We start from the raw sequence: 19,495 nt of genomic DNA, 5'->3' as shown, positions 1-19,495 counted from the left end.
CCGAGCCTGATAAACGGTTTCACTCGTCGTCGCGCCGCCGTTCGAGAGGGCCGCCGACGTCTATGAGGCGGGGATCCGTCCACGCCGCCTGGTTCGCTGAGGACGCCAGCCGACGAACTATTCAGCCGGCGGGGGCTACCGTTCGGCATGGACCATCGAGACGACGAGATCGCGCCGGCGGAACTCGAGGAACTGCTCGAGAGCGACGAGGAGGTGCGGATCGTCGACATCCGTGCGCCCGCGCAGTTCGATCGGGGTGCGATACCCGGGAGCGAGAACGTCCCGTTCGGGGAGCTGCCGGGACACGTCGAAGCGTTCGCCGACGCCGATCGCGTCGTCACCGTCTGTCCCCACGGCAAGGCGAGCCTTCGGGCGATGCGGCTGATCGAGTCCTACGAGGGGGCTGAGGGAACGGAGGTTCGAAGCCTCGCGGGCGGATTGGACGCGTGGAGTCGTGACTACGGCCTCGAAAACGGAAGAAACGAGGAGCGCGACGGGAGCGACGGCGAGTCGTCGCCCGAGGCGCCGTTCTGATCGGTCGGGTCGAGTGGGAGGCGTACGTATCAGGCGACCGAGAACCCCTTGTCGCGGAGGAAGTCCTCGACGCGACCGGTGTGGTTGCCCTGGAGCTCGATCGAGTCGTCCTCGACGGTGCCTCCGCAGGCGAACTTCGACTTCAGGTCCGACGAGAGGCTGTCGAGATCGACGTCCCGTGGGTCGAGTCCTTCGATGATCGTTACCTCCTTTCCGTAGCGGCGCTCGTCGATGCGGATGTTAACCTGCTGGGACTCTTTGGCGACGTCCTCGCAGACGCAGAGTTCCTGGGGCAGTCCACACGTCGAGCAGACTTCCGACATTACAGCCAAACGTACGAAATCGACCTATTAAACACTGTCGGGGCAACAACCGAAGGCCGACGCGATCCCGAACGATCGGTGAGACGACGCACGATCCGAGCGCCGCTTGACTGGTACGTATTCGAACGCATCGAACGGGCGTTCTCGTCCATGTGACCGCCAGCACTCGTCGGAGGGGATCCCCGGCGGAGCGCCACACACAAATACCCGCCACGCGAACGGCCGACATGGTCAACCCGATCGCCGAGCTGTTCCAGCTTCTGGGCTACACGACGGAGGTCGCGCTCAACGACCCGATCGCCGGGCTGTTGATCCTGATAAGCAACCTCATCTTCGCCTTCACCTTCCTCCTCTTCTTCGGGCTCGCCGCCGGCGCCGTCCTCGACTCGGTCATGCCCGAGAGCCTCGGTCGATCGCCGCCCCCGCGAGACTGACCGCCTCCTCGAGGTCCGGACCGAGCGGCGATCCCGCGACGATGCCGTCGGCGTACTCGAGGACTTCCCCCACTCGTGTGGTCACCGAGTCGGGCGTCCCCGCGATGCAGAACGCCTCGATCATCGCCGGGGTAACGGCCTCGAACGCCTCGCCGAACTCGCCGGCCTCGATGCGCTCGCCGATCGCGTCGGCTCGCTTCTCGTCGATCCCGTGGCGATCGAGCACCGGCGGGGCCGCCCCCGAGGCGATGAACGCGACGGGCGGACGGGCGGCCTCGCGGGCAGCGTCGCCGTCCTCGGCGACGCTGAGGCTCGCGAACGCGACGAACTCGAACTCACCACGAAAATCGGGTCGCTCGGAGAGCCCCTCCTCGACCCGCTCGTTCGCCCACGCGAAGTCGTCGGGATGGGCGGCGTTGAGCAGCACGCCGTCCGCGTGCTTCGCGCTCATGCGGATCATGTGTGGTCCCTGGGCGCCGACGTAGACGGGGATCTCGTTCGACGAGTAGTTCAGCCCCGCGTCGATCGCGGTGAACGATCCCTCGTGGTTCACCCGCTCGCCCGCCCAGAGCCGCTTTGCGACCTTGAACGTCTCGAGCACGCGGCGCAGCGGCCGGTCGCGATCGTAGCCCAGGTTCGAGAGCGTCGAGCCATCGCCCGCGCCGATCCCGAAGACGGCTCGCCCGCCGCTCACCTCGTCGAGCGTCGCGGTCCGCGAGGCCAGCGTCACCGGGTGGGTCTCGTAGGGGTTCGCGACGCCCGGTCCCAGCCGGATCGACTCGGTCCGCGCGGCGATCCGATCGAGCGCGAGAAACGGGTCGCGGTTGTTGTAGTGACTGCTCGCGAAGGCCGCATCGAAGCCCGCCGCCTCGGCGGCCGCACCGAGGTCGGCGATCCGGTCGAGGGGGTGTTCCGGCGTGAGCTCGATTCCCTTCATCGAATCTCCTCGGAAACGACGGTTCGGTCGATCCGTCCTCGTTCGCCGCGGTCACTCATACGACCACCGTCGGATCGAAGATCCGACGTAGTCCCGTTCGCTCGCTTACGCTCGTTCATGGGACCACCTCCGAGGCTTCGCCTCGGCATAGTCGCAATCGCTCACTTCGTTCACTCATGCGACCACCCCCGGAGCGCCTGGCGGACGAAGTCGGTCTCGACCGAGCGGAACTGCTCGTCGCTCCCCGCCATCGCACCGAACTCGAAGCCACGAACGACGACCGCCGGCGTCCCGCCACCGCCCTCGCCGGCGACGAGGTTCGCGGCGCCCGCGAGTTCGTCGACCACGTTCTCGACGGTGACGCCGAGCTCGCGACCGTCCCTGTCGCGCTCGCCGCGCCAGTCGCGGCTCGCAGGCAAGCCGGCCCAGCCGATGGCGACGCCGCGCTGGCCGTGGCGAAACGGCCGTCCGCAGGTGTCGGTGACGATCACGGGGACGGAAAGCGCCTCGCTCAGCCGGGCGGCGCTCTCGGAGGGACGTTTCGGCAGCAACAGCAGGTCGGCGCCCCCGGTGTTCGAACGGTCGATCCCGGCGTTGACGCAGACGTGTCCGAAGCGCGTCTCCGTCAGAAGGAACGGCGCCTCCATCACGAGGTCGGTGCTCTCCTCGAGGACCGCCTGGGCGAACCGGGGATCCCTCTCCTCGCCGGTGATCCCCTCGAGACGATCGGCGATCTCGCGGGCACGCGGACCGGCCGGGAACGCCTCGAGATCCGCGAGCCGGTCCTCGGCCTTCGAGACGACCGTGCTCGCGATACAGAGCACGTCGCCGACCGGCGGCGATCCTGGCCGGTCACGCTCGTCGGACTGCGCTCCCGGGTCGAGATCGATCCGGTCGGCGACGAGGTCGGCGAGGTCGTCGCCGGGGTCGATCTCGGGAATCCCGGGGACTGCGATGAGTTCCATAGCGGGGGTCGGGGTCGGCGGATCAAAAGGCCGCCGACACCGGAGAAGACGGGGAGGGCCGAAGCGAAGCGGTCAGTCGTCGATCAGGCCGGAGACGGTAGTGACCTCCAGATCGCGGGACTCGATGGCGTCGAGGACGGCCTCGAAGTCCTCCTCGGTCACGTCGTTACGGCTGTCCTCGCTCTCGGTATCGCCGACGCCGTGGACCATCAGCGTGAGGACCTGACCGTATTCGGCGGCGAGATCGAGCATCGAAGCGATCGAGCCGGCGTCGTGGCCATTGACCCGGGGGAGCATGTGGCCGTCGAGCGGCGGGGCGACGTTGGGCTGGCCGCCGAAGATGAACGACGTCTCGAACACCTCGCGGACGTCAGCGATGGAGTCGGCGTCCATCCGGTTGTAGGGCGCGAAGTAGTGGCGCGCGCCGTCCTCGGAGATGCGGTTCGCGATGTAGTCGTGGGCGTTCTGGAGGTAATCGACGCGCTCGTCGGGGTCCATCTCGGGCAGCGCCGTGTGGGGGTGTGCCGAGACGTCCCAGCCGGCGTCGCGGAGCTGGCGACACTGGTCGATGTTGAGCCGACCGGGCTGGTTCAGCGAGCCCGGGATGATCGCGGCGACGCCCGGCCAGCCGCGCTCCTCGAGCATCGGCCGCGCGGTGGTGTACTGGCTCTCGACGGCGTCGTCGAACGTGAGGATCACCTTACCCTGGTCCGACCGTTCCGTCACCCGGAGGTCGTCGATCCGGAAGCGGATCGGCCCCTCGGCGTCGCCGCGCGGCTCGACGTGGATCCGTATCTCCTGGACGTTCCCAAGGTTGGGTTCGCCGCGCTTCCCGGTGTAGCCGCCCTCGACCCGAAGCCAACCGTCGAACTCCCCCGGAATCGACCGGGCGCTCACGAGCCGGTCGCTCGCCCCAGGTGCGCGGACGTCGAGGACCACCCGTGCCGGCAGGGGCGACTCGACCCGAACGGCGAAGGAGAGGTCCTTCCCCGAGAAGTCCTGTCCCTCCGAGAACACTCGGAACGCGCCGGCGGCGTCCTCGTTCTCGGACTCGACCAGCATCGAGCTCTCGCCGACGAGCGCTTCCTCGTCGCTCGAGACGGTCGTGTGGTCGTGCATCGGGTTCCACTCGATCGCCTCGAAGTCGTCGACCAGATCGCCCGCCTCGATGGCGGGTGCGACGATCTCGCGGTTCCCGCTCCCGCTCTTGTTCTCGTCCTCGCCGCCGGTCTCGTTGCCGTTCGTCCCCTCGTCCTCGTCGTCCGCGTCTGGATCGGTGGAGCCGATCACGTCCATGCAGCCCGCGAGCGTCGCAGTGCCGACTCCCAGCGCGGCGAGGAATCGACGGCGGTTCTGTGGCGATTTCATATCCATCAGATGATACGTACTCCCGTATACATATAATTTCTTACCAATTAAATCGAGAAAGGAGCAGCCGGAGGTTGAAGCCGATCCGGCTCGGAGTACGGTCGATGAGCGCGGACGTCGTCACCTGCTTCCTCCGGCGTGAGGGACGGGTACTCCTCGGACGGCGGAGCGAGGCCGTCGGTACGTATCGAGGACAGTGGGGCGCGGTTTCGGGATACGCCGAGGGGGATCCGGACGCCGCCGCTCGTCGCGAGATCGACGAGGAGGTAAGGCTGCTCGAAGCGGTCTCGTTCGTCCGCGCGGGCGACCCCCTCGAGGTCGTCGACGGCGAGCGAACGTGGGTCGTCCATCCGTACCTCTTCGACTGCGGGCCGGGCGAGGCGACGTCGAACCGGGAGTTCGAGCACGTCGAGTGGGTGCATCCGACCGAGATCCGTCGCCGGGAGACGGTGCCGTCGCTCTGGAAGGCGTACGAGGCGATCGCGCCGACGGTCGAGAGCGTTCGCGAGGACGCGCTCCACGGCTCGGCGTACGTCTCCATCCGAGCACTCGAGGTGCTCCGCGATCGGGCCAGTGCGCTGGCGGACGACGGGGACGGCGCGGAGGGATGGGAGGAACTCGCGGTGCTGGCACGCGACCTGCTCGATGCCCGGCCCGGCATGGCCGCGCTCGGAAACCGGGTCGATCGAACGATGACCGAGGTCGACGGGCGAACGGCGGACGCGATCGAGCGAAGCGCCAGGAAGGGAATCGAGCGCGCCGTCCGTGCCGACGACCGGGCCGCCGAACGGGCGACCGACGTGGTCGAGGGGAGCGACGGCGTCCTGACGCTCTCGCGTTCGGGGACGGTCGAGGACGCGCTGCTCGAGGCCGCTCCCGGGCGGGTCGTCGTCCTCGAGTCGCGACCCGCACGCGAGGGCGTCGGCGTCGCGGAGCGGCTCGTGCGGGCGGGGATCGACGCCACGCTCACGCTCGACGCGGCGGCGGCACACGTCGTCGAGGGCGTCGACTGCGTCCTGGTCGGTGCGGACACGGTGCTCGCCGACGGGAGCGTGATCAACAAGGTCGGCACCCGAACGACGGCGGCCGCGGCCGCCCACGAGGGGGTCCCGATGTACGCCGTCGCGGCCGCCGACAAGGTCGCGCCGACGGCGGAGGGATCGACGCTCGAACGGATCGAGAGGGAGGCGATCTACGGGGGCGACGCCTCGGTCTCCGTCGACTGCCCGCTGTTCGACCGGACGCCCGCCGACCTCGTCGCTGGCGTGATCACCGAGGAGGGAGTGCTCGATCGTGAGGCGGTCGCCGAGCGTGCCGCCGAACACGAGCGGCTGGCGTGCTGGCGCGAGCGCGGTCCCCCCGAGTACTGAGGCTGCGAAAGAGGACGATACGAGGGCAAGCGAACGGTCTATCTGCCTCCCGAACGACTGAACGACTGCATGAACGAGTCACGAGAGAACGAGGCCGCGACCCGACGCGACCCGCCGTCGCTGGTCGGACGGCTCCTGTTCGGTGGAATGCTCGGGTTCTCGGCGATCAACGCCTTCAGGAACGTGGACGCACAGATCGGCTACGCCGAGTCGAAGGGCGTTCCGTACGCCGACCGGCTGGTACCGTTCTCGAGCGGGATGCTCGCCTTCGGCAGTATCGGTATCGTCCTCTGGCGGATGCCGGCGCTGGCGTCGGGCGCCGTCGCGACGTTCCTCGCCGCGATCACCCCGTCGATGCACGACTTCTGGGAGGCGGACGGCCCGGAGAGACAGAACGAACAGAACCACTTCATCAAGAACGTCGCCATGCTCGGCGCCGCAGTGGCGTTCCTCCGTCGGGCGCTCGGACGGTAAGCCGAGACGAAGCGTTTCCGACCGGCACCGCAACGTGACCTTTTTGCGGCCGACCCGCCTACCGGTCGTTAGTGGCCATGACGAGCAGTTACCCCCGCTGAGCCCCTTGTGATGAAGCGGTTACACCGAGCCACACCTCTCCGACTCGACCAGCGACGGCTTCGTGACGGACCGAAACCGGCTCGTTCGGGTATCGAACGTCATGACGGCGTACGTCGCGTCGGTCCTCTCGTTCGAGGGGCCGAGGAGGCGCTTCCGGAGGACCGAAGTCGAGCGGGTCGGTACACCGCCGAGCGACGGCGGTCGATGCCTCGGCGGCGGCCGGCGAGGTCAGCGCAAGATTGAATCGCTCGCTTGGCGATGGCTCCACCATGGAGCTCTCGCGATTGGGGATTCACGACTCGGTGGCGGCGGTGTTCCCGCCGGAACGGCTACGTGAAGCGTTGGAGACCGAGGCACCGGAGGTCGTCGTGGTGGGCGACGACCCCGAGGCGATCACCGCCTGCGACGCGGTCGTCACGTTCGCCCACCGCGAGGCGTTCGTCGGCCTCGAGTGGGTCCACTCGATCCAGGCCGGCTACGACCGCTTCCCCCTCGAGGAGTTCGAGGCCGCCGGTACTCGTCTGACGAACAGCACCGGCATCCACGGCGAGAGCGTCGGCGAGACCGCCGTCGGCTACATGCTGATGCTCGCGCGCCGGCTCCACCAGTACGTCCGACAGGGGACCGAGAAACGGTGGAAGCGGCCGGCGTGGGACGTTCCGTTCACCCTCGACGGCGAGTCGCTGTGCGTGGTCGGCCTCGGGACGTTAGGGAGGGGGATCGCGGAGCGTGCCGGCGCGCTCGATGTGAGCGTCACCGGCGTCCGGCGGAGCGGCGAGCCGGTCGAAGGCGTCGAGCGGGTCGCTCCGAGCGATGAACTCCACGAGGCGATCGGCGACGCCCGGTTCGTCGCGGTGGCGACGCCGCTGACCGACGAGACGGAGGGACTGATCGGACGCGATGAGTTCGAGGCGATGCGCGAGGACGCCTACCTGATCAACGTCGCGCGCGGCCCCATCGTCGACGAACGCGCGCTGATCGACGCCATCGAGACGGAGGAGATCCGGGGCGCGGCGCTCGACGTCTTCGAGGACGAACCCCTCCCCGAGGACTCGCCGCTGTGGGAGTTCGAGGAGGTGATCGTCACGCCCCACGCCGCGGCCTACACCCGCGACTACTACCGCGACATCGCCGCGCTCGTCGAGGGGAACGTCTCCCGGATCGCCGCGGGCGAGGAGCTCCGAAACCGGGTCGTCTGACCGAACGGGTGTCGGGAGCGACGGTCCCGCCACGGGACGAGGCTCGGCGACTCGAGCCGCGTTCGTGAACGGCGCGGAACGTCCCGGTCGGGGCGTCGGATACCGCTGCCGCGATCCGACTACGCGCCGGCCCGTTCGAGGCCCCACTCCTGGTCCTCGATCCGCTGGGTCTCGAGCGTTCCAGTATCGCCGAGCAGACGAACCTCGAAGGCGGCGTCGACGCGTTCGATCTGCAGATCGAGTCGCATCGCGTCGGTGGTCACCTCGCGTTCGGCGGCGGGCGGCGCGTCGCCCTCGCGGGAGACCGCCAGCCCGTGGTCGTCGTAGTCGATCCAGGTCGACTCGTCGATCGTGCCGTCCGCGTTGTAGAGATCGACGCTGATTCCCTCGGCACCGTCCGCTTCCTCGATTCGGAGCGTGTAGGTTTCCGTAGCCATGGTAGAACGACCTCGGTTGGTCGGCCCGCCGCTCGGCCGACTCACGTCGTGGCCGGCGACGGGCTGTCGTACGGGGGATCGGTCGAGTCGGGCAAATCGGTTGGGCCTGCTTTCGCAAGCGATATCGAAGAACGCTCAGACCACGAACCCGAGTAGGTCGTCGCGACCCTGCTCGTGGAGGTGGGTCCGAAGCGCCTCTCGGAGCGGGTCGATCCGTCCCCGTTTGGCCGAGATCGGCGCGATCGTGTCCTGCCACTGTTGCCAGGGCGGCGAGAGCCCGAGGCGTTCACAGAGGGCGTCGAGACGTTCGTCGGAATCGTCGACCTTGTCCATCTTGTTCACCGCCACGACCGTCGGGATGCCGACCTCGCGCAGGAAGTGGAACATCTCGACGTCGTGGGGGACGTTGCCCCGCTCCTCGTGGCGGTCAATGATATCGACGGCGGCCTTGCCGTCGACGACGAGCACGCCCACGAGGATCTCTTCGGCGTGTTCCTCGATGTAGCGGACGACGTCGGTCTTGATCCGCTCGCGGACCTCCTCCTCGACGCCCTCCATGAACCCGAAGCCGGGCAGGTCGGTGAACGTGAAGTCCTCGCCCGCCCAGTCGTAGTGGTTCGGCGAGCGGGTCACGCCCGGCTTCCCGCCCGTGTCGAAGCGGTGGCCGGTGAACTCGCGCATCAGCGTCGACTTCCCGACGTTCGACCGGCCGACGAAGGCGATCTCCGCGTCCCGATCGGGACGTCCCTCGAACATGGTCGTGGTAGCCCGCCGAGGGATTTATACTGCCTGCTGTGGCGACGGATCCGAACTCGGCGAACGGGTCGAGAGGATCCGAGGATCGACGGTCGCGAGGAACCGACCGGCCACGGCCGTTCCGAGGGTTATTTGCGGGTACCCCCGTTAGTCGGCGTGTGCGTCTGGTCCAAGTCACGATCCCCGCGGGCATGCGCGAAACGGTCCTCGACGCACTCGACGAGAAGGGCATCGACTACGTCGTGACCGACGAGACCAGCGGCCGGAAGTACACCGCCGTCGTCTACTTCCCGCTGCCCGACAACGCCGTCGAACCCGTGCTCGATTACCTCGAGGAGATCGGACTCGAGGACCAGTCCTACACCGTCGTCGTCGACGCCCAGACGGTCGTCTCTCGGCAGTTCGACGACCTCGAGGAGGAGTACTCGACCGACGACACCGACGAGGAGCGCATCTCCCGCCAGGAGCTCCACACCGAGGCCGAGGAGATGACGCCGACGTTCCCCGTTTACGTGACGATGACGCTGATCAGCGCGATCGTCGCAACCGCCGGACTGCTGCTCGACTCGCCGGCCGTGGTCGTCGGCTCGATGGTGATCGCGCCGCTGATCGGACCCGCCCTCGCCGCCAGCGTCGGGACGATCACGGACGACGACGACATGTTCCGCAAGGGGATCAAGTACCAGGCGATCGGACTCGTCCTCGCGATCGGCGGGGCGACGATCTTCGCGTGGCTCCTGAAGACGACGTACGTCGTCCCCCCCGGGATCGAGCTCGCGTCGATCGACGAGATCGCCGAGCGGTTCACCCCCGACCTGTTGTTGCTCGTGGTCGCGCTGGGGGCGGGCGTCGCGGGCGTGCTCGCGCTCTCGACGGGGATCTCGGTGGCGCTCGTGGGCGTGATGATCGCCGCGGCGCTGATCCCGCCCGCGGCCGCGGCGGGCGTCGCCATCGCGTGGTGGCAGCCGCTTCCGGCCGTCGGCGCGACGGTGCTCGTGCTCGTCAACACGATCTCGGTCAACCTCGCCGGCGTGTTGACGCTGTGGTACACCGGCTACCGACCACAGAACTGGTTCGAGACGGACGACGTCCACCAGAAGTTGGTTCGAAACGTCGTCGTCTTCACCGCCGCGGTGCTGTTGCTCTCCGCGTTTCTCGGCGCCGTGACCGTCTCGTCGTACCAGACCTCGACGGTCCAGCAGGAGATCGAGAACGACGTCGAGGCCGAACTCGACCAACACGAACGGTTCACGCTGCTCGGGATCGAGTACTCGACCGGCGAGGACGTCACGTACGAACAGGGCAATATCGTAGGCATCAACCAGCAGATCACGAACGTGACGATCACCGTCGGCTACGAGAACGACCCCGACCAGGGGGCGCTCGCTGACGCCCTCCACGAGCGAATCAACGACGGTATCGAGCAGGAGGTATCGGTCGAGGTCCGGTTCGTCGAGATCGAGCGACGATAGTCGGACTCGCCGGGTCGACCATCGCCACCTCGAAGGCGGGCGGCGGTCGCATCCGGGGGCTGATCTCAATCCATTTCCGCGCGGGTGCTGTAGGTCGCTCATGGACAGACTGGCGTCGACCGATACGCTGCGGGGGCGAACCGACGAGAGCCGGATCGCCCTCTGGTTGTTTCTCGATGCGAATCGGTGGCTGATCGGGGGGCTGCTCTCGGTCCTCACGTTCTCGGTACTGGTCGTCCTCGGAGCGGCGGCGCCGCCGCTGAACGAGATGATGCAGCGCTCGGATCCGGTCGAGACCGCGTTCCAGGCGCTGATCGGCGCGCTCATCACCGGCGTCACGCTCGTCGTGTCCATCAATCAACTCGTTCTCTCCCAGGAGATCGGCCAGCTCGGCGATCACCACGCCTGGATGGACGAGGCCATGGAGTTTCGACGCGAGGTCGAACTGCTGTTCGAATCGATCGGCCCGCCCGACCCCGCACAGTTCCTCCAGGCGCTCGTCCAGACCAGCGCGGACCGGGCCGAGGCGCTTCGGGAGACGGTCGCTGACAACGACGACGAGGAACTCCGCGATCGGACCGACAAGCTCGTCGAGAACGTCGTGGAGAACTCCGAGGAGATCTACGAGCAGCTGGAGACGGCGGAGTTCGGGGAGTTCGGCGTGTTGCGCTCGGGGCTGAACTACAACTACTCCTGGAAGATCTACGCGGTGCGACGGCTCCGGAACGAACACGAGGACAGCCTCGAGGACGAGGACCTCGAGGCGTTCGACGACCTGGTCGACATACTGACGCTGTTCGGCCCGGCGCTCGAGCACTTCAAGTCGCTGTACTTCCAGTGGGAGCTCGTGAACCTCACGCGGTCGATCCTCTACGTCGCGATACCGGCGCTGCTGACGTCGATCGCGACGGTGCTGTATCTCGATCCGAGTGCGTTCTCGGGTACGACGCTCGGCGTCAGCGACATGGTCTGGGTCGTGAGCACCAGCACGACGCTCGCGCTCGTGCCCTTTCTCCTGCTCGCCGCCTACGTGGTCCGGATCGCGACCATCTCGAAACGGACCGGCGCGCTGGGGCCGTTCATCCTCCGCAGTTCGGAGCGAACGACCGCCATCGACTGGGAGCAGTAGACCGGAAGTCGCCGGCCCGCCCGCCTCGTGTCGACGATCGATCCGGGATGGTGGTCGTATCTGTCTGGAACGGCTTCTTCACCCCCTCCGAGTATCAGACCGTAACGGCAGTCGCGAGCCATACCGGCGAGGGCGACCCGCCCGGCGGGGTGACCGCTGACATCGAAAAGCGCCTCGACGAGCGGACCGACCGTCAGGTCGGCGTCCGGGCGCGCTTCCGGGCGTACCAGACCGCCTGATCGGCCATCGAGTTCGTATCAGCTATCGTTCAAAACAGGTTTTTGTCCCGACGAGGAGAACGGGAAGAGGAGGGACTTTCCAGAATGATCGATAGACTATCGTCGGAGCAGAAACGGAGCATCGTAAACGTCCTCACGCAGTCCGCACGCGAACCGCTGAAGGAAGTGATAAAGGAGGCGATCGAGGAGGCGGAGACCGAATCGGGCAGCTCGGGAGGTCGCGGATCGCTCGGCACGCTGGCGCTGATCGGCGTCGGCGTCGGAATCGGGTACGGGCTCCGGGGTCGTCGATCGTCCGACGGGTTCGACTCGTTGAGCGAGACGAAAGCACGGTTCGCGAAGGCCGACCGCAAGCGGAGCGAACGCGAGGACGCGGAGCCGGAGGAACCGGTGGAGTCCGCGGTCGAGGAGGTCGAGGAACCCGAGGAGTCGGACGACGGACGGAGCGTCCTCTCGCCGATCGTGCTTCTGCTGGGGGCGGTCGCCGCAGTCAGCTACGTCCTCAGCCGACGGGCCAACTCGGTCGAGCAGCTCGCGGACGAGGCCGCGACGGGGACGCGCGAGGTCGCGGAGTCGACCACCGAACGGACCGACGAGGCCGCAGCGGAGGCCACCAGCCGGACCGACGACGTCGCCGGATCGGTGGTCGAGATCGCCGACACGGTGACGAACCTCACGAAGTCGGTGGCGGATCGAACCCAGAACGCGGTCGAGGAGAAGGCCGAGAGCGCGGTGGAGACCAGCGAGGAACTCGACGACCGCATCGGGGAGGCCACCGACCGGACGGAGCAGGAGGCCGATCGAGCCGCCTCGACGGTCGAGGACGCTGGCGAGGAGCTCGACGAGCGAGCGGAGGAGGTCGAGGGTGAGGTCGAGGAGGCCGCGGAGACCGTCGAACACGAGATCGGAGCGGACGAGGAAGACGAAGACGAAGAATCCGAGCAGGAGGAGACCGAGGACGAGCAAGCCGAGGAGTAAGAAGAGCGTTCGACGGCACGGAACGGCGACTCGCGGCGCTATCCTTCGAACGGGAGCTCGGGCTCGTAGCCGATCGCGGCGATCGCCGCCTCGAGCAGTTCCTCGACGCCCTCGCCCTCGGTGACGCTGACGTAGTGATCCGCCTCGACGTCCCGCGACCGGTCGGCCTTGTTGCAGACCGACAGCACGGGCACGTCGAATCGCGACTCGATCTCGTCGAGGAGCGCGAGCTGGGCGTCGAGGGGGTAGCCACACTCCCCGCTCGCGTCGAGGAAGACGAGCACGCAGTCGGCGAGGTGGGTGAGCGCGCTCGCCGCCTGGGACTCGATCTCGTTTCGCTCCTCCGGCGGCCGATCCAGCAGCCCGGGCGTGTCGATGAGCTGGTAACGGATGTGGTCACGGGTAAGGTGGCCGACGCCGATCCCCTTCGTGGTGAAGGGGTAGGTCGCGGTCTCGTGGCGGGCGTTCGTGACGCCGTTGACGAACGTCGACTTGCCGACGTTGGGGTAGCCCGCGACGACGATCGCGGGCTCGTCGGGGTCGATATCGGGTAGCGTCTTCAGCTGGTCGCGGGCGTCGCCGACGCGCAGAAGGTCGTCCTCGACCTCCTCGACGACGTCCGCGAGCCGAGCGAACGCCTGCTTTCGGTGTTTGCGGGCGACGTCGGCGTCGGCGTGCAGCCGGCTCTGGTACTCCCGGCCGATCTCCTTGGTCTTGCGACTCGCCCACCCCACCTCCGAGAGGCTCTGTCGGAGCTCGTCCACGTCGACCAGCGCGTCGGCGAGTTCGTAGTAGAACGGGTCGACGAGGTCGAAGTCGGGCCAGGCGGTGACGACGTTCTCGAGGTTGTCGGAGAGGACGTTCGAGGCCGTCAGCAGCATCGACTGCTGGGCCTCGGCGCCGCTCTTGGCCCGACCGGCCCGGGCCGCCCGCGAGAACGCCTTGTCGATGAGTTCCTCCGAGCGCGGCGTCGTCGGAAGGTCCTCGAAAATCATACCTCTCGGTACGCGGCGGCGGTACAAAAGGCCGTCCGTCGGCGTTCGCGTCCGCGGCGTCGCGCTTTTGTCGTTCGGCGGCCAACCGGAGGACATGACGAACTGGCGCGCCGTCGGTTACGGTTTCGTGGTGACGCTCCTCGTCGGCGTGGTCGGCCTCGCCGTACCCGGACTCGGTCAGCTGACCGCGGGGCTAATCGGCGGGTTCGTCGCCGGCTACCTCGGCGGCGGCGGCCTCGGGCGTGGGTTCTGGCACGGGCTGCTCGCGGGGAGCATCGGCGGGATCGCCGTCGGCCTGATCCTGTGGGCGGCCGTCGCGCTCGCGGGACTCGCGGGAGGGCCCGTCGGCGCGGCCGCAGGCACGGTCGCCGGCTTCGGCGTGTTCGCGATCGCCGCGATGATCGCGATGGTGATGGCCCTCGAGAGCGCGGTCGCCGGCGCGATCGGCGCAGTACTGAACGGGAACGAAAACCGTCGGACGGACGTCCGCTCGGACTACTGAACCCGAACTGCGAGAGGAGAGTCCGAGGAACCGCCCTCCCGCCCGACGCCCTCCTCGAACGTACCGTCTCGTCGGCCGGTCGCCCTCCAGTACAACGACCCGTCTTCCACGAACAGGGGCGGACGGACGTGCCGGTCACGTCCGTGGAACGCTTCGCCGAAGACGGCCCCATCGTCCGCCAACGCTGGAAACGGCTGGTCGACGAGACTGTGCCACGAACGGATCCGTAGACGGGAGCCCGGAACGATCGCTACGGCCTGCGCGTTCGGCCGTCGAAAATCGTCGTATCGGTCCGGGAGCTCGCGGGCCGTGACGTTCGCTACTCGTTTCGAAGCGCGGCCGCGATGGATTCGAGTTCCGCCTTCCGGAAGGAACGATCGATACCGTCGGGATCGTCCTCGTCGAGAACGCCGATCTTCCGGAGGACGCCCGCACGCATCCGAGGTTTGGAGGGGAGTCCGGTCGTCGTATCGATGTCGTAGTCTACGGCGTCACAGATCGCAGCCAGGGCTTCTTTGGTGAAGGCGGTCGATTCAGCACGTTCGTACCTTCCCACGGCCTGTCGGATCTCGTTTCGGAGGTCGTCGACGGTTGGTGTCACGAGTACGGGAGTGGACGGAATCGCCGTGGACATTTCGGTTGTGCGCCGAACCGTGCCGATCTATCGGCTCGGAGCGTTCGACGAGGCCGCCCTACCGTCGTTCCTCGAGCTCCGCCCGTAGGTCCTCGAGATCCATCCCCTTCATCGACAGCAGGACGAGCAGGTGATAGACGATGTCCGCGGACTCGTGGGCGATCTCCTCGTGATCGTCGTCCTTCGCGGCGAGGATCAGCTCGGTCGTCTCCTCGCCCAGCTTCTCGAGGACCGCGTTCTCGCCCTTCTCGTGGACGAACAGCGACGCCGTATAGGAGTCCTCGGGGAGCGTCTCCTTGCGGTCCTCGATGACGGCGAACAGCTCGTCGAGGACCGCGGCGTCGAGGTCGGCGTCGGGACCGCTCACGGCTCCTCCTCGACGAGCTCGCCGATCTCGCGAATGTCCGCGAGGTCGTCGAACTGCTCGCCCGCCTGGCGACCCCGTTCGAACACCGACTCGGCGATCTCGATGGGGGCGTTCGTTCGGGCGGCCAGCGCGAGCGAGTCGCTGGGACGGGCGTCGACCACTACCGACGAACGCGGCCCCTCGATGTGGATGTCCGCGATGTAGGTCCCTTCCTCGCTTATCTCGGTGATCTCGACGCGATCGATCCGTCCGCCGAGCTCCTCCATTACGTCGAGCAGAAGGTCGTGTGTGAGCGGGCGACCGATGTCGTAGGCGTCGAGTCCGTGGGCGATGCTGTTCGCCTCCTCGAAGCCGATGAAGATGGGTAGAACGCCGTCGGCCCCCTCCGCCGTCATGACGACCACGGGGACCGGTCCCTCGGGCGTGCCGGCGACACGCACCGCATCGATGCTTGCGTTCATGACCGGTTCGACGTGGTGAACGCCTAAAGACCTACTGTGTGGCCCTCGGCGACCCGATCACATCACGGCGTTCAGGACCTGGACGAAGACCCCGAACAGGACGCAGACCGCCATGATCGTCTTCGGATCGAAGGTGAGGGCGTTACGGTCCTCGGAGTCGAAGTACCGGACCAATCCCGCGCTCGACATCAGCCCGCCGCTGTTCTGTCCGCTGCTCATGGCTACGTCTCGCCATCGTCCGGGCGTAAGTCTTTCGGGTGATCGAGACTGCGGCGAAGACGCACGAGTGGGAAACGCTTATGCGCGGCGCAGGGTTAGGACCGGTGAACGATGGCCGTAACCCTGAAAGACTTCTATGCGGACTGGTGTGGACCCTGTAAGACCCAGGACCCGATCCTCGAGGAGCTCGAGGAGGACTGGGACGACCGATTCAGCGTCGAGAAGGTGAACGTCGACGAGGACCAGGAGACCGCCAACGAGTACCAGGTCCGGTCGCTACCCACGCTAATCATCGAGAACGACGACGGCGTCGTCGAACGGTTCGTCGGCGTCACCCAGCGCGACGACCTCGAGAACGCTCTCGAGGAAGCGGGCGCCTAAACCCCGACCGCGTCGGTTCTCGATCGAGTTTTCTTTCGGACGCTAGCCTTATTAGATGCAATACCGTTATCGATCATGAGGTAACCGGCAGGTGACGGAGCCGGAACGACGTGCGCCATACGAGTGACGACCATGATCGGAGAGATCCAGCTCTCCCATCCACGACTGGTGCTGATGGGGACGATCCGAAGCGCGCCCGAATCGACGATCGAGACGGCGTGGTATCCGTTGTTGTCGCCCGATCGCTGGATCGGGTTCTACCACGTCACCGTGTCGAACGACGACTTCGGCGGGTTCGAGGCCGCCCTCGCGACGGACGAGACGGTCGTCGATTCGGAATCGGTCGCCACCGTCGCCCGAGGACGGATCTACCGAGTGGCGCTCTCCTCTGACGCGCTGTTGATCATGCCCGAACTGGTCGATCGCGGCGGCGGGCTCATCGGGGCACGGACCGCCGACGACGGCTGGCTGGTCCGCGTCCAGCTGCCGGATCGCCAGGCGTTCGTCGCGTTCCGTCGTTCCTGCATCGATCGGGGGGTCGACTTCCGGACCGAGCGCCTCTACAACGCCGACGACCTGACCACCGCCGAGGTCGGCCTCACCGAGCCCCAACGCCGGCTGCTGCTGGCGGCGTACGAGGCGGGCTACTTCGAGGAGCCCCGCGGGATCACGCTCGAGGAGCTCGGTCGGCAGTTAGGGATCTCCTCGACCGCCGCGGGCGGACGCCTGCGACGAGCGATGAGGCGGCTCGTCGAGGCGCAGTTCTCGGAGCTCGGGGCCCACGAGAGGTAATAAAGACCGGCGTATTCAGTAGATGGATTCAATGACGTAGTTATCGTATTAAGTGTATGACCGATGACCTCACGACGTCCGTCGCCTCGCTCGAGGAATCGGGTATCGTCCGTGAGTGGGACGACCGGTGGGCCTTGAGCGCGACGGTCGTCGAGACGGTGGGGACGCTGACGGGTCGCGATCCGACGACGATGGAGCCGCTGTACGGCTGGATCGACCCCGACGCCCTCGCCGACCTCTTCGGTGAGTGCTCGTCGGAGGGCGCCGTCTCCGTCTCGTTTCGTTATCTCGACTGTGTGGTCACCGTCACCGACGACGGGTTCGTCCACGCGACGCCGGCCGGCGACTACTCGAACTGAACGCCCGCGTCGTGGAGATCGTCGTTGTACGTCGCGAGGTTGATCAACAGCGGCGTCAGCGACTCGACCTCGGGGGCGTTGTCGATCGGCCCGACGTAGAGCGGCCGGAGCCCCTCGATCTCCTCGGTCAGTAGCCGGACGACGTCGACGGCGTCCTCGTCGTTGCCCACCAGCAGGGTGTCCTGGTCGAGCTCGGCGTCGAGGTCCGCGAGCCGTCCCGCCGAGAGGTTGTGGAACGCGCCGACGACCGAAACGTCCTCGGGGGCGGTGGCGGCGGCGACGGCGGTGACGCTTCCCTCGGAGGGGCGGTGGTAGTGCAGGCCGGCGTCGTCGCGCTGCATCCCGACGGCAGGGCTGACGAGCACGGTATCGGCATCGAGACGGTCCGCGAACCCCTCGACGGTGTCTCGGACGTGGTAGGGAGGTACCGCGAGCACGACCACGTCGGCGCGGTCGGCCGCCATCCCGTTCTCGAACCCCTTGACCGTTCGATCGATCCCCCGTTCGTCGAGCTCGGTCTCGTACTCCTCGGCCTTCGCGCGAGCCTTCTCGGGATCGCGCGAGCCGATCAGGATCTCGTGGTCCGTATCGTGAGCCCAGCGCAGCGCCAGCCCCTCCCCGATGTCGCCGGTGCCGCCACAGAGTGCGATTCGCATACGCGAACTGACGACGGGCACGGCCTAAAGGTTCCGAGAGTGGCAGCCTGGAATCGATCACAAGGGTTATGAGTCGATCCAGGGGACTGCGCGCGACCCGGTGGGTCTTCCTCAAGCAAGGCGTCTTCTTGATCGCGCCGACACGCCGGGGACCGCTCGCCCGATCTGTGGGCGGGACGCCGAACGGCCTGTTCGCCCACCTCTCGGAGGGGCTCGGCCTGTACGATCCCTTCGACGTGAGCGGGGCTGAGGCCGCCGAGAATCCGGGGACGATCCGGGTACGCTACGTCGATGTCGAGGCGATGGCCCCAGTCGTGCGTCCGACCGGTTTCTCGCTTCACCTCCGGGTGGCGGGGCGGAGCGACGAAATCCAGCTCGGCTTTCGCTCGAACGACGAACGCCGCGATCTCGTGACCCTCGCGCGGGCGATCCGTGACCGAGCGGACGAGGCCGGTGGGGACGTCGAGCCGTTCGAACCCGGGGGCGGACACGACTGGTCTCGCCGGCCAACTGAGGACTATTCGAGCAGGTCTGGCAGGTCGTTGACTGAGTCGAGCACTGCCGCCGCACCCTCCGCCTCGTACTTCGCGCGTCCCTCCTCGCCGCGCAGCCCGCCGGTGAGAACGCCGACCCCGTAGTAGTCCCTGTCGGGGTTGGCCGCGGCCGCGTTCGTCGCCGTACGGACGTCGTCGAGCGTGTCGCCGACGAACGCGACGGCGTCGGCGTCGAACCGGTCCGCGAGCGCCACCAGCGCGCGGGGGTGGGGCTTTCCCTCCTCCCAGTCGTCCATCGTGAAACGGTGATCGTCGGGAACCGAGAGGCCGACTCGCGAGAGGGCGATCTCCGCCTCGGCGGCCGGTCGCCCCGTCAGGACCCCGACGTCGAAGCGCTCCGTGAGCCGTTCGACCGTGTCGGACTCGACCAACACGGGCTCGTCGTGGACGTAGCCGGCGTGGTCGGCGGGAACCCCCGAGGGCCTCTCGCCTCCTTCGAGTTGCCGGTAGAGGTCGGCGCCGAGGTAGAGCCACTGGAAGACCTCGCGCAGTCGCTCGGGATTCCACCGGCCGTGAACGCGGTCGGCGGCCTCGTCCGCGAGGATCGCCTCGAGACACGCCTCCGCCGCGACGAGTCCGCCGCCACGGTCGGCGATTCGGTCGGCGAACGCCTCGACGGACTCGGAGTAGCCCTCCTGTCGCGCGAGGACGTACAGCGCGGCCGCGTCGGTGAGCTCCCAGTCGTTGTTGAACCCGCCGGCATCCTTGAACGCCTGTACGCCCTCGCGATCGATCGTGTCGTCGTAGACCCGCTCGACGCTCTCGAGTATCGCCCGGCGGTAGGAGTCGGCGACGTCGACCAGCACCCCGTCGACGTCGAGGACGACGCTGTCCGCGTGCATACGGGGAGGTTCGACC

At 67.5% G+C, this 19,495-nt stretch carries 26 protein-coding genes; 13 read left to right on the top strand and 13 right to left on the bottom strand.

Features of this window, described 5'->3' with window-relative positions:
* Positions 1-147: 147 nt before the first annotated feature.
* Positions 148-534, top strand: coding sequence for a rhodanese-like domain-containing protein (locus V0Z78_RS15845; protein WP_336345641.1), 387 nt, complete (start codon positions 148-150; stop codon positions 532-534).
* Between the two features lie 29 nt (positions 535-563).
* Here the strand turns inward: V0Z78_RS15845 and yciH are convergent, their stop codons facing one another.
* The gene (gene yciH / locus V0Z78_RS15840; protein WP_336345640.1) at positions 564-857 is read right to left on the bottom strand and encodes a stress response translation initiation inhibitor YciH; all 294 of its coding nucleotides are present in this window, start codon (positions 855-857) and stop codon (positions 564-566) included.
* 227 nt (positions 858-1,084) lie between these two features.
* On the opposite strand from yciH, the gene V0Z78_RS15835 reads away from it, so the two are divergent.
* Positions 1,085-1,291, top strand: coding sequence for a hypothetical protein (locus tag V0Z78_RS15835; RefSeq protein ID WP_336345639.1), 207 nt, complete (start codon positions 1,085-1,087; stop codon positions 1,289-1,291).
* Here the strand turns inward: V0Z78_RS15835 and V0Z78_RS15830 are convergent.
* The 3 genes from V0Z78_RS15830 to V0Z78_RS15820 all read right to left on the bottom strand — a co-directional run bounded on the left by V0Z78_RS15830 (position 1,248) and on the right by V0Z78_RS15820 (position 4,561).
* Positions 1,248-2,228 (bottom strand): 5,10-methylenetetrahydromethanopterin reductase, encoded by a 981-nt coding sequence (locus V0Z78_RS15830; RefSeq protein ID WP_336345638.1) that lies wholly within the window; start codon positions 2,226-2,228, stop codon positions 1,248-1,250. The two genes, V0Z78_RS15835 and V0Z78_RS15830, sit on opposite strands and share 44 nt — an antisense overlap.
* 170 nt (positions 2,229-2,398) lie before the next feature.
* On the bottom strand, positions 2,399-3,193 hold the full coding sequence (locus V0Z78_RS15825; protein ID WP_336345637.1) for a coenzyme F420-0:L-glutamate ligase: 795 nt from the start codon (positions 3,191-3,193) through the stop codon (positions 2,399-2,401).
* A 72-nt stretch (positions 3,194-3,265) separates the two neighbouring features.
* Positions 3,266-4,561, bottom strand: coding sequence for a polysaccharide deacetylase family protein (locus tag V0Z78_RS15820; protein WP_336345636.1), 1,296 nt, complete (start codon positions 4,559-4,561; stop codon positions 3,266-3,268).
* 104 nt (positions 4,562-4,665) lie between these two features.
* On the opposite strand from V0Z78_RS15820, the gene V0Z78_RS15815 reads away from it, so the two are divergent.
* The 3 genes from V0Z78_RS15815 (at position 4,666) to ddh (ending at position 7,706) form a co-directional block, all read left to right on the top strand.
* Positions 4,666-5,931, top strand: a complete 1,266-nt coding sequence (locus tag V0Z78_RS15815; protein WP_336345635.1) for an NUDIX domain-containing protein — start codon at positions 4,666-4,668, stop codon at positions 5,929-5,931.
* 69 nt (positions 5,932-6,000) lie between these two features.
* Complete coding sequence (locus V0Z78_RS15810) at positions 6,001-6,405, top strand: DoxX family protein (RefSeq protein ID WP_336345634.1); 405 nt, start codon at positions 6,001-6,003, stop codon at positions 6,403-6,405.
* Between the two features lie 371 nt (positions 6,406-6,776).
* Positions 6,777-7,706 (top strand): D-2-hydroxyacid dehydrogenase, encoded by a 930-nt coding sequence (ddh, locus tag V0Z78_RS15805; protein WP_336345633.1) that lies wholly within the window; start codon positions 6,777-6,779, stop codon positions 7,704-7,706.
* 119 nt (positions 7,707-7,825) lie between these two features.
* Here ddh and V0Z78_RS15800 read toward each other — a convergent pair whose 3' ends face one another.
* The gene (locus V0Z78_RS15800) at positions 7,826-8,143 is read right to left on the bottom strand and encodes a hypothetical protein (protein ID WP_336345632.1); all 318 of its coding nucleotides are present in this window, start codon (positions 8,141-8,143) and stop codon (positions 7,826-7,828) included.
* Between the two features lie 135 nt (positions 8,144-8,278).
* A complete protein-coding gene (gene engB, locus V0Z78_RS15795) occupies positions 8,279-8,899 on the bottom strand; it encodes a GTP-binding protein EngB (protein ID WP_336345631.1) in 621 nt (206 codons plus the stop codon).
* Between the two features lie 158 nt (positions 8,900-9,057).
* On the opposite strand from engB, the gene V0Z78_RS15790 reads away from it, so the two are divergent.
* From V0Z78_RS15790 to V0Z78_RS15775, 4 genes are all read left to right on the top strand, one after another.
* Positions 9,058-10,371, top strand: a complete 1,314-nt coding sequence (locus V0Z78_RS15790; RefSeq protein WP_336345630.1) for a TIGR00341 family protein — start codon at positions 9,058-9,060, stop codon at positions 10,369-10,371.
* 100 nt (positions 10,372-10,471) lie between these two features.
* Positions 10,472-11,500 carry a hypothetical protein gene (locus V0Z78_RS15785; RefSeq protein WP_336345629.1) on the top strand — a complete coding sequence of 343 codons (1,029 nt, stop codon included), beginning with the start codon at positions 10,472-10,474 and terminating at the stop codon, positions 11,498-11,500.
* A gap of 47 nt (positions 11,501-11,547) precedes the next feature.
* Positions 11,548-11,739: a hypothetical protein gene (locus tag V0Z78_RS15780; protein WP_336345628.1), complete on the top strand. Its 192-nt coding sequence runs from the start codon at positions 11,548-11,550 to the stop codon at positions 11,737-11,739.
* Between the two features lie 84 nt (positions 11,740-11,823).
* A complete protein-coding gene (locus V0Z78_RS15775; RefSeq protein WP_336345627.1) occupies positions 11,824-12,717 on the top strand; it encodes a hypothetical protein in 894 nt (297 codons plus the stop codon).
* A 38-nt stretch (positions 12,718-12,755) separates the two neighbouring features.
* Here V0Z78_RS15775 and V0Z78_RS15770 read toward each other — a convergent pair whose 3' ends face one another.
* Entirely contained in the window at positions 12,756-13,712 is a 957-nt protein-coding gene (locus V0Z78_RS15770) for an NOG1 family protein (RefSeq protein WP_336345626.1), read from the bottom strand.
* Positions 13,713-13,806: 94 nt separating this feature from the next.
* Between V0Z78_RS15770 and V0Z78_RS15765 the strand changes: the two genes are divergently transcribed.
* On the top strand, positions 13,807-14,214 hold the full coding sequence (locus V0Z78_RS15765) for a DUF5518 domain-containing protein (RefSeq protein ID WP_336345625.1): 408 nt from the start codon (positions 13,807-13,809) through the stop codon (positions 14,212-14,214).
* Between the two features lie 319 nt (positions 14,215-14,533).
* On the opposite strand, the gene V0Z78_RS15760 is transcribed toward V0Z78_RS15765, so the two are convergent.
* From V0Z78_RS15760 to V0Z78_RS15745, 4 genes are all read right to left on the bottom strand, one after another.
* A complete protein-coding gene (locus tag V0Z78_RS15760; protein WP_336345624.1) occupies positions 14,534-14,815 on the bottom strand; it encodes a hypothetical protein in 282 nt (93 codons plus the stop codon).
* Between the two features lie 91 nt (positions 14,816-14,906).
* On the bottom strand, positions 14,907-15,215 hold the full coding sequence (hisE, locus tag V0Z78_RS15755) for a phosphoribosyl-ATP diphosphatase (protein ID WP_336345623.1): 309 nt from the start codon (positions 15,213-15,215) through the stop codon (positions 14,907-14,909).
* Entirely contained in the window at positions 15,212-15,676 is a 465-nt protein-coding gene (locus V0Z78_RS15750; RefSeq protein WP_336345622.1) for a bifunctional nuclease family protein, read from the bottom strand. Before V0Z78_RS15750 ends, hisE begins: the two co-directional genes overlap by 4 nt.
* A 57-nt stretch (positions 15,677-15,733) precedes the next feature.
* Complete coding sequence (locus tag V0Z78_RS15745; RefSeq protein ID WP_336345621.1) at positions 15,734-15,895, bottom strand: preprotein translocase subunit Sec61beta; 162 nt, start codon at positions 15,893-15,895, stop codon at positions 15,734-15,736.
* Positions 15,896-16,006: 111 nt separating this feature from the next.
* Between V0Z78_RS15745 and V0Z78_RS15740 the strand changes: the two genes are divergently transcribed.
* The 3 genes from V0Z78_RS15740 to V0Z78_RS15730 all read left to right on the top strand — a co-directional run bounded on the left by V0Z78_RS15740 (position 16,007) and on the right by V0Z78_RS15730 (position 17,427).
* Positions 16,007-16,276 carry a thioredoxin family protein gene (locus tag V0Z78_RS15740; protein ID WP_336345620.1) on the top strand — a complete coding sequence of 90 codons (270 nt, stop codon included), beginning with the start codon at positions 16,007-16,009 and terminating at the stop codon, positions 16,274-16,276.
* Between the two features lie 132 nt (positions 16,277-16,408).
* On the top strand, positions 16,409-17,068 hold the full coding sequence (locus tag V0Z78_RS15735) for a helix-turn-helix domain-containing protein (protein WP_336345619.1): 660 nt from the start codon (positions 16,409-16,411) through the stop codon (positions 17,066-17,068).
* 56 nt (positions 17,069-17,124) lie between these two features.
* Complete coding sequence (locus V0Z78_RS15730; protein WP_336345618.1) at positions 17,125-17,427, top strand: HalOD1 output domain-containing protein; 303 nt, start codon at positions 17,125-17,127, stop codon at positions 17,425-17,427.
* Here V0Z78_RS15730 and npdG read toward each other — a convergent pair.
* Together npdG and V0Z78_RS15720 are read right to left on the bottom strand one after the other, a co-directional pair.
* Entirely contained in the window at positions 17,415-18,083 is a 669-nt protein-coding gene (gene npdG / locus V0Z78_RS15725) for an NADPH-dependent F420 reductase (protein WP_336345617.1), read from the bottom strand. The genes V0Z78_RS15730 and npdG overlap by 13 nt on opposite strands.
* A 517-nt stretch (positions 18,084-18,600) precedes the next feature.
* Entirely contained in the window at positions 18,601-19,479 is an 879-nt protein-coding gene (locus V0Z78_RS15720; protein WP_336345616.1) for a TIGR01548 family HAD-type hydrolase, read from the bottom strand.
* Between the last annotated feature and the right edge of the window lie 16 nt (positions 19,480-19,495).

The sequence above is a fragment of the Halalkalicoccus sp. CG83 genome, from assembly GCF_037081715.1.
Taxonomy (GTDB): Archaea; Halobacteriota; Halobacteria; order Halobacteriales; family Halalkalicoccaceae; genus Halalkalicoccus; species Halalkalicoccus ordinarius.
The sequence above is the reverse complement of the archived record's forward strand: the minus strand, read 5'-3'. Positions and strand labels throughout refer to the sequence as shown.

Coding starts and splice junctions, on each gene's coding strand:
- V0Z78_RS15780 (WP_336345628.1), top strand. CDS start 11,548: ATGGTGGTCGTATCTGTCTGGAACGGCTTCTTCACCCCCTCCGAGTAT.
- yciH (WP_336345640.1), bottom strand. CDS start 857: ATGTCGGAAGTCTGCTCGACGTGTGGACTGCCCCAGGAACTCTGCGTC.
- V0Z78_RS15770 (WP_336345626.1), bottom strand. CDS start 13,712: ATGATTTTCGAGGACCTTCCGACGACGCCGCGCTCGGAGGAACTCATC.
- V0Z78_RS15830 (WP_336345638.1), bottom strand. CDS start 2,228: ATGAAGGGAATCGAGCTCACGCCGGAACACCCCCTCGACCGGATCGCC.
- npdG (WP_336345617.1), bottom strand. CDS start 18,083: ATGCGAATCGCACTCTGTGGCGGCACCGGCGACATCGGGGAGGGGCTG.
- V0Z78_RS15735 (WP_336345619.1), top strand. CDS start 16,409: ATGATCGGAGAGATCCAGCTCTCCCATCCACGACTGGTGCTGATGGGG.
- V0Z78_RS15845 (WP_336345641.1), top strand. CDS start 148: ATGGACCATCGAGACGACGAGATCGCGCCGGCGGAACTCGAGGAACTG.
- V0Z78_RS15745 (WP_336345621.1), bottom strand. CDS start 15,895: ATGAGCAGCGGACAGAACAGCGGCGGGCTGATGTCGAGCGCGGGATTG.
- V0Z78_RS15775 (WP_336345627.1), top strand. CDS start 11,824: ATGATCGATAGACTATCGTCGGAGCAGAAACGGAGCATCGTAAACGTC.
- V0Z78_RS15820 (WP_336345636.1), bottom strand. CDS start 4,561: ATGAAATCGCCACAGAACCGCCGTCGATTCCTCGCCGCGCTGGGAGTC.
- engB (WP_336345631.1), bottom strand. CDS start 8,899: ATGTTCGAGGGACGTCCCGATCGGGACGCGGAGATCGCCTTCGTCGGC.
- V0Z78_RS15815 (WP_336345635.1), top strand. CDS start 4,666: ATGAGCGCGGACGTCGTCACCTGCTTCCTCCGGCGTGAGGGACGGGTA.
- V0Z78_RS15825 (WP_336345637.1), bottom strand. CDS start 3,193: ATGGAACTCATCGCAGTCCCCGGGATTCCCGAGATCGACCCCGGCGAC.
- V0Z78_RS15750 (WP_336345622.1), bottom strand. CDS start 15,676: ATGAACGCAAGCATCGATGCGGTGCGTGTCGCCGGCACGCCCGAGGGA.
- V0Z78_RS15765 (WP_336345625.1), top strand. CDS start 13,807: ATGACGAACTGGCGCGCCGTCGGTTACGGTTTCGTGGTGACGCTCCTC.
- V0Z78_RS15835 (WP_336345639.1), top strand. CDS start 1,085: ATGGTCAACCCGATCGCCGAGCTGTTCCAGCTTCTGGGCTACACGACG.
- V0Z78_RS15810 (WP_336345634.1), top strand. CDS start 6,001: ATGAACGAGTCACGAGAGAACGAGGCCGCGACCCGACGCGACCCGCCG.
- V0Z78_RS15785 (WP_336345629.1), top strand. CDS start 10,472: ATGGACAGACTGGCGTCGACCGATACGCTGCGGGGGCGAACCGACGAG.
- ddh (WP_336345633.1), top strand. CDS start 6,777: ATGGAGCTCTCGCGATTGGGGATTCACGACTCGGTGGCGGCGGTGTTC.
- V0Z78_RS15720 (WP_336345616.1), bottom strand. CDS start 19,479: ATGCACGCGGACAGCGTCGTCCTCGACGTCGACGGGGTGCTGGTCGAC.
- V0Z78_RS15740 (WP_336345620.1), top strand. CDS start 16,007: ATGGCCGTAACCCTGAAAGACTTCTATGCGGACTGGTGTGGACCCTGT.
- V0Z78_RS15730 (WP_336345618.1), top strand. CDS start 17,125: ATGACCGATGACCTCACGACGTCCGTCGCCTCGCTCGAGGAATCGGGT.
- V0Z78_RS15800 (WP_336345632.1), bottom strand. CDS start 8,143: ATGGCTACGGAAACCTACACGCTCCGAATCGAGGAAGCGGACGGTGCC.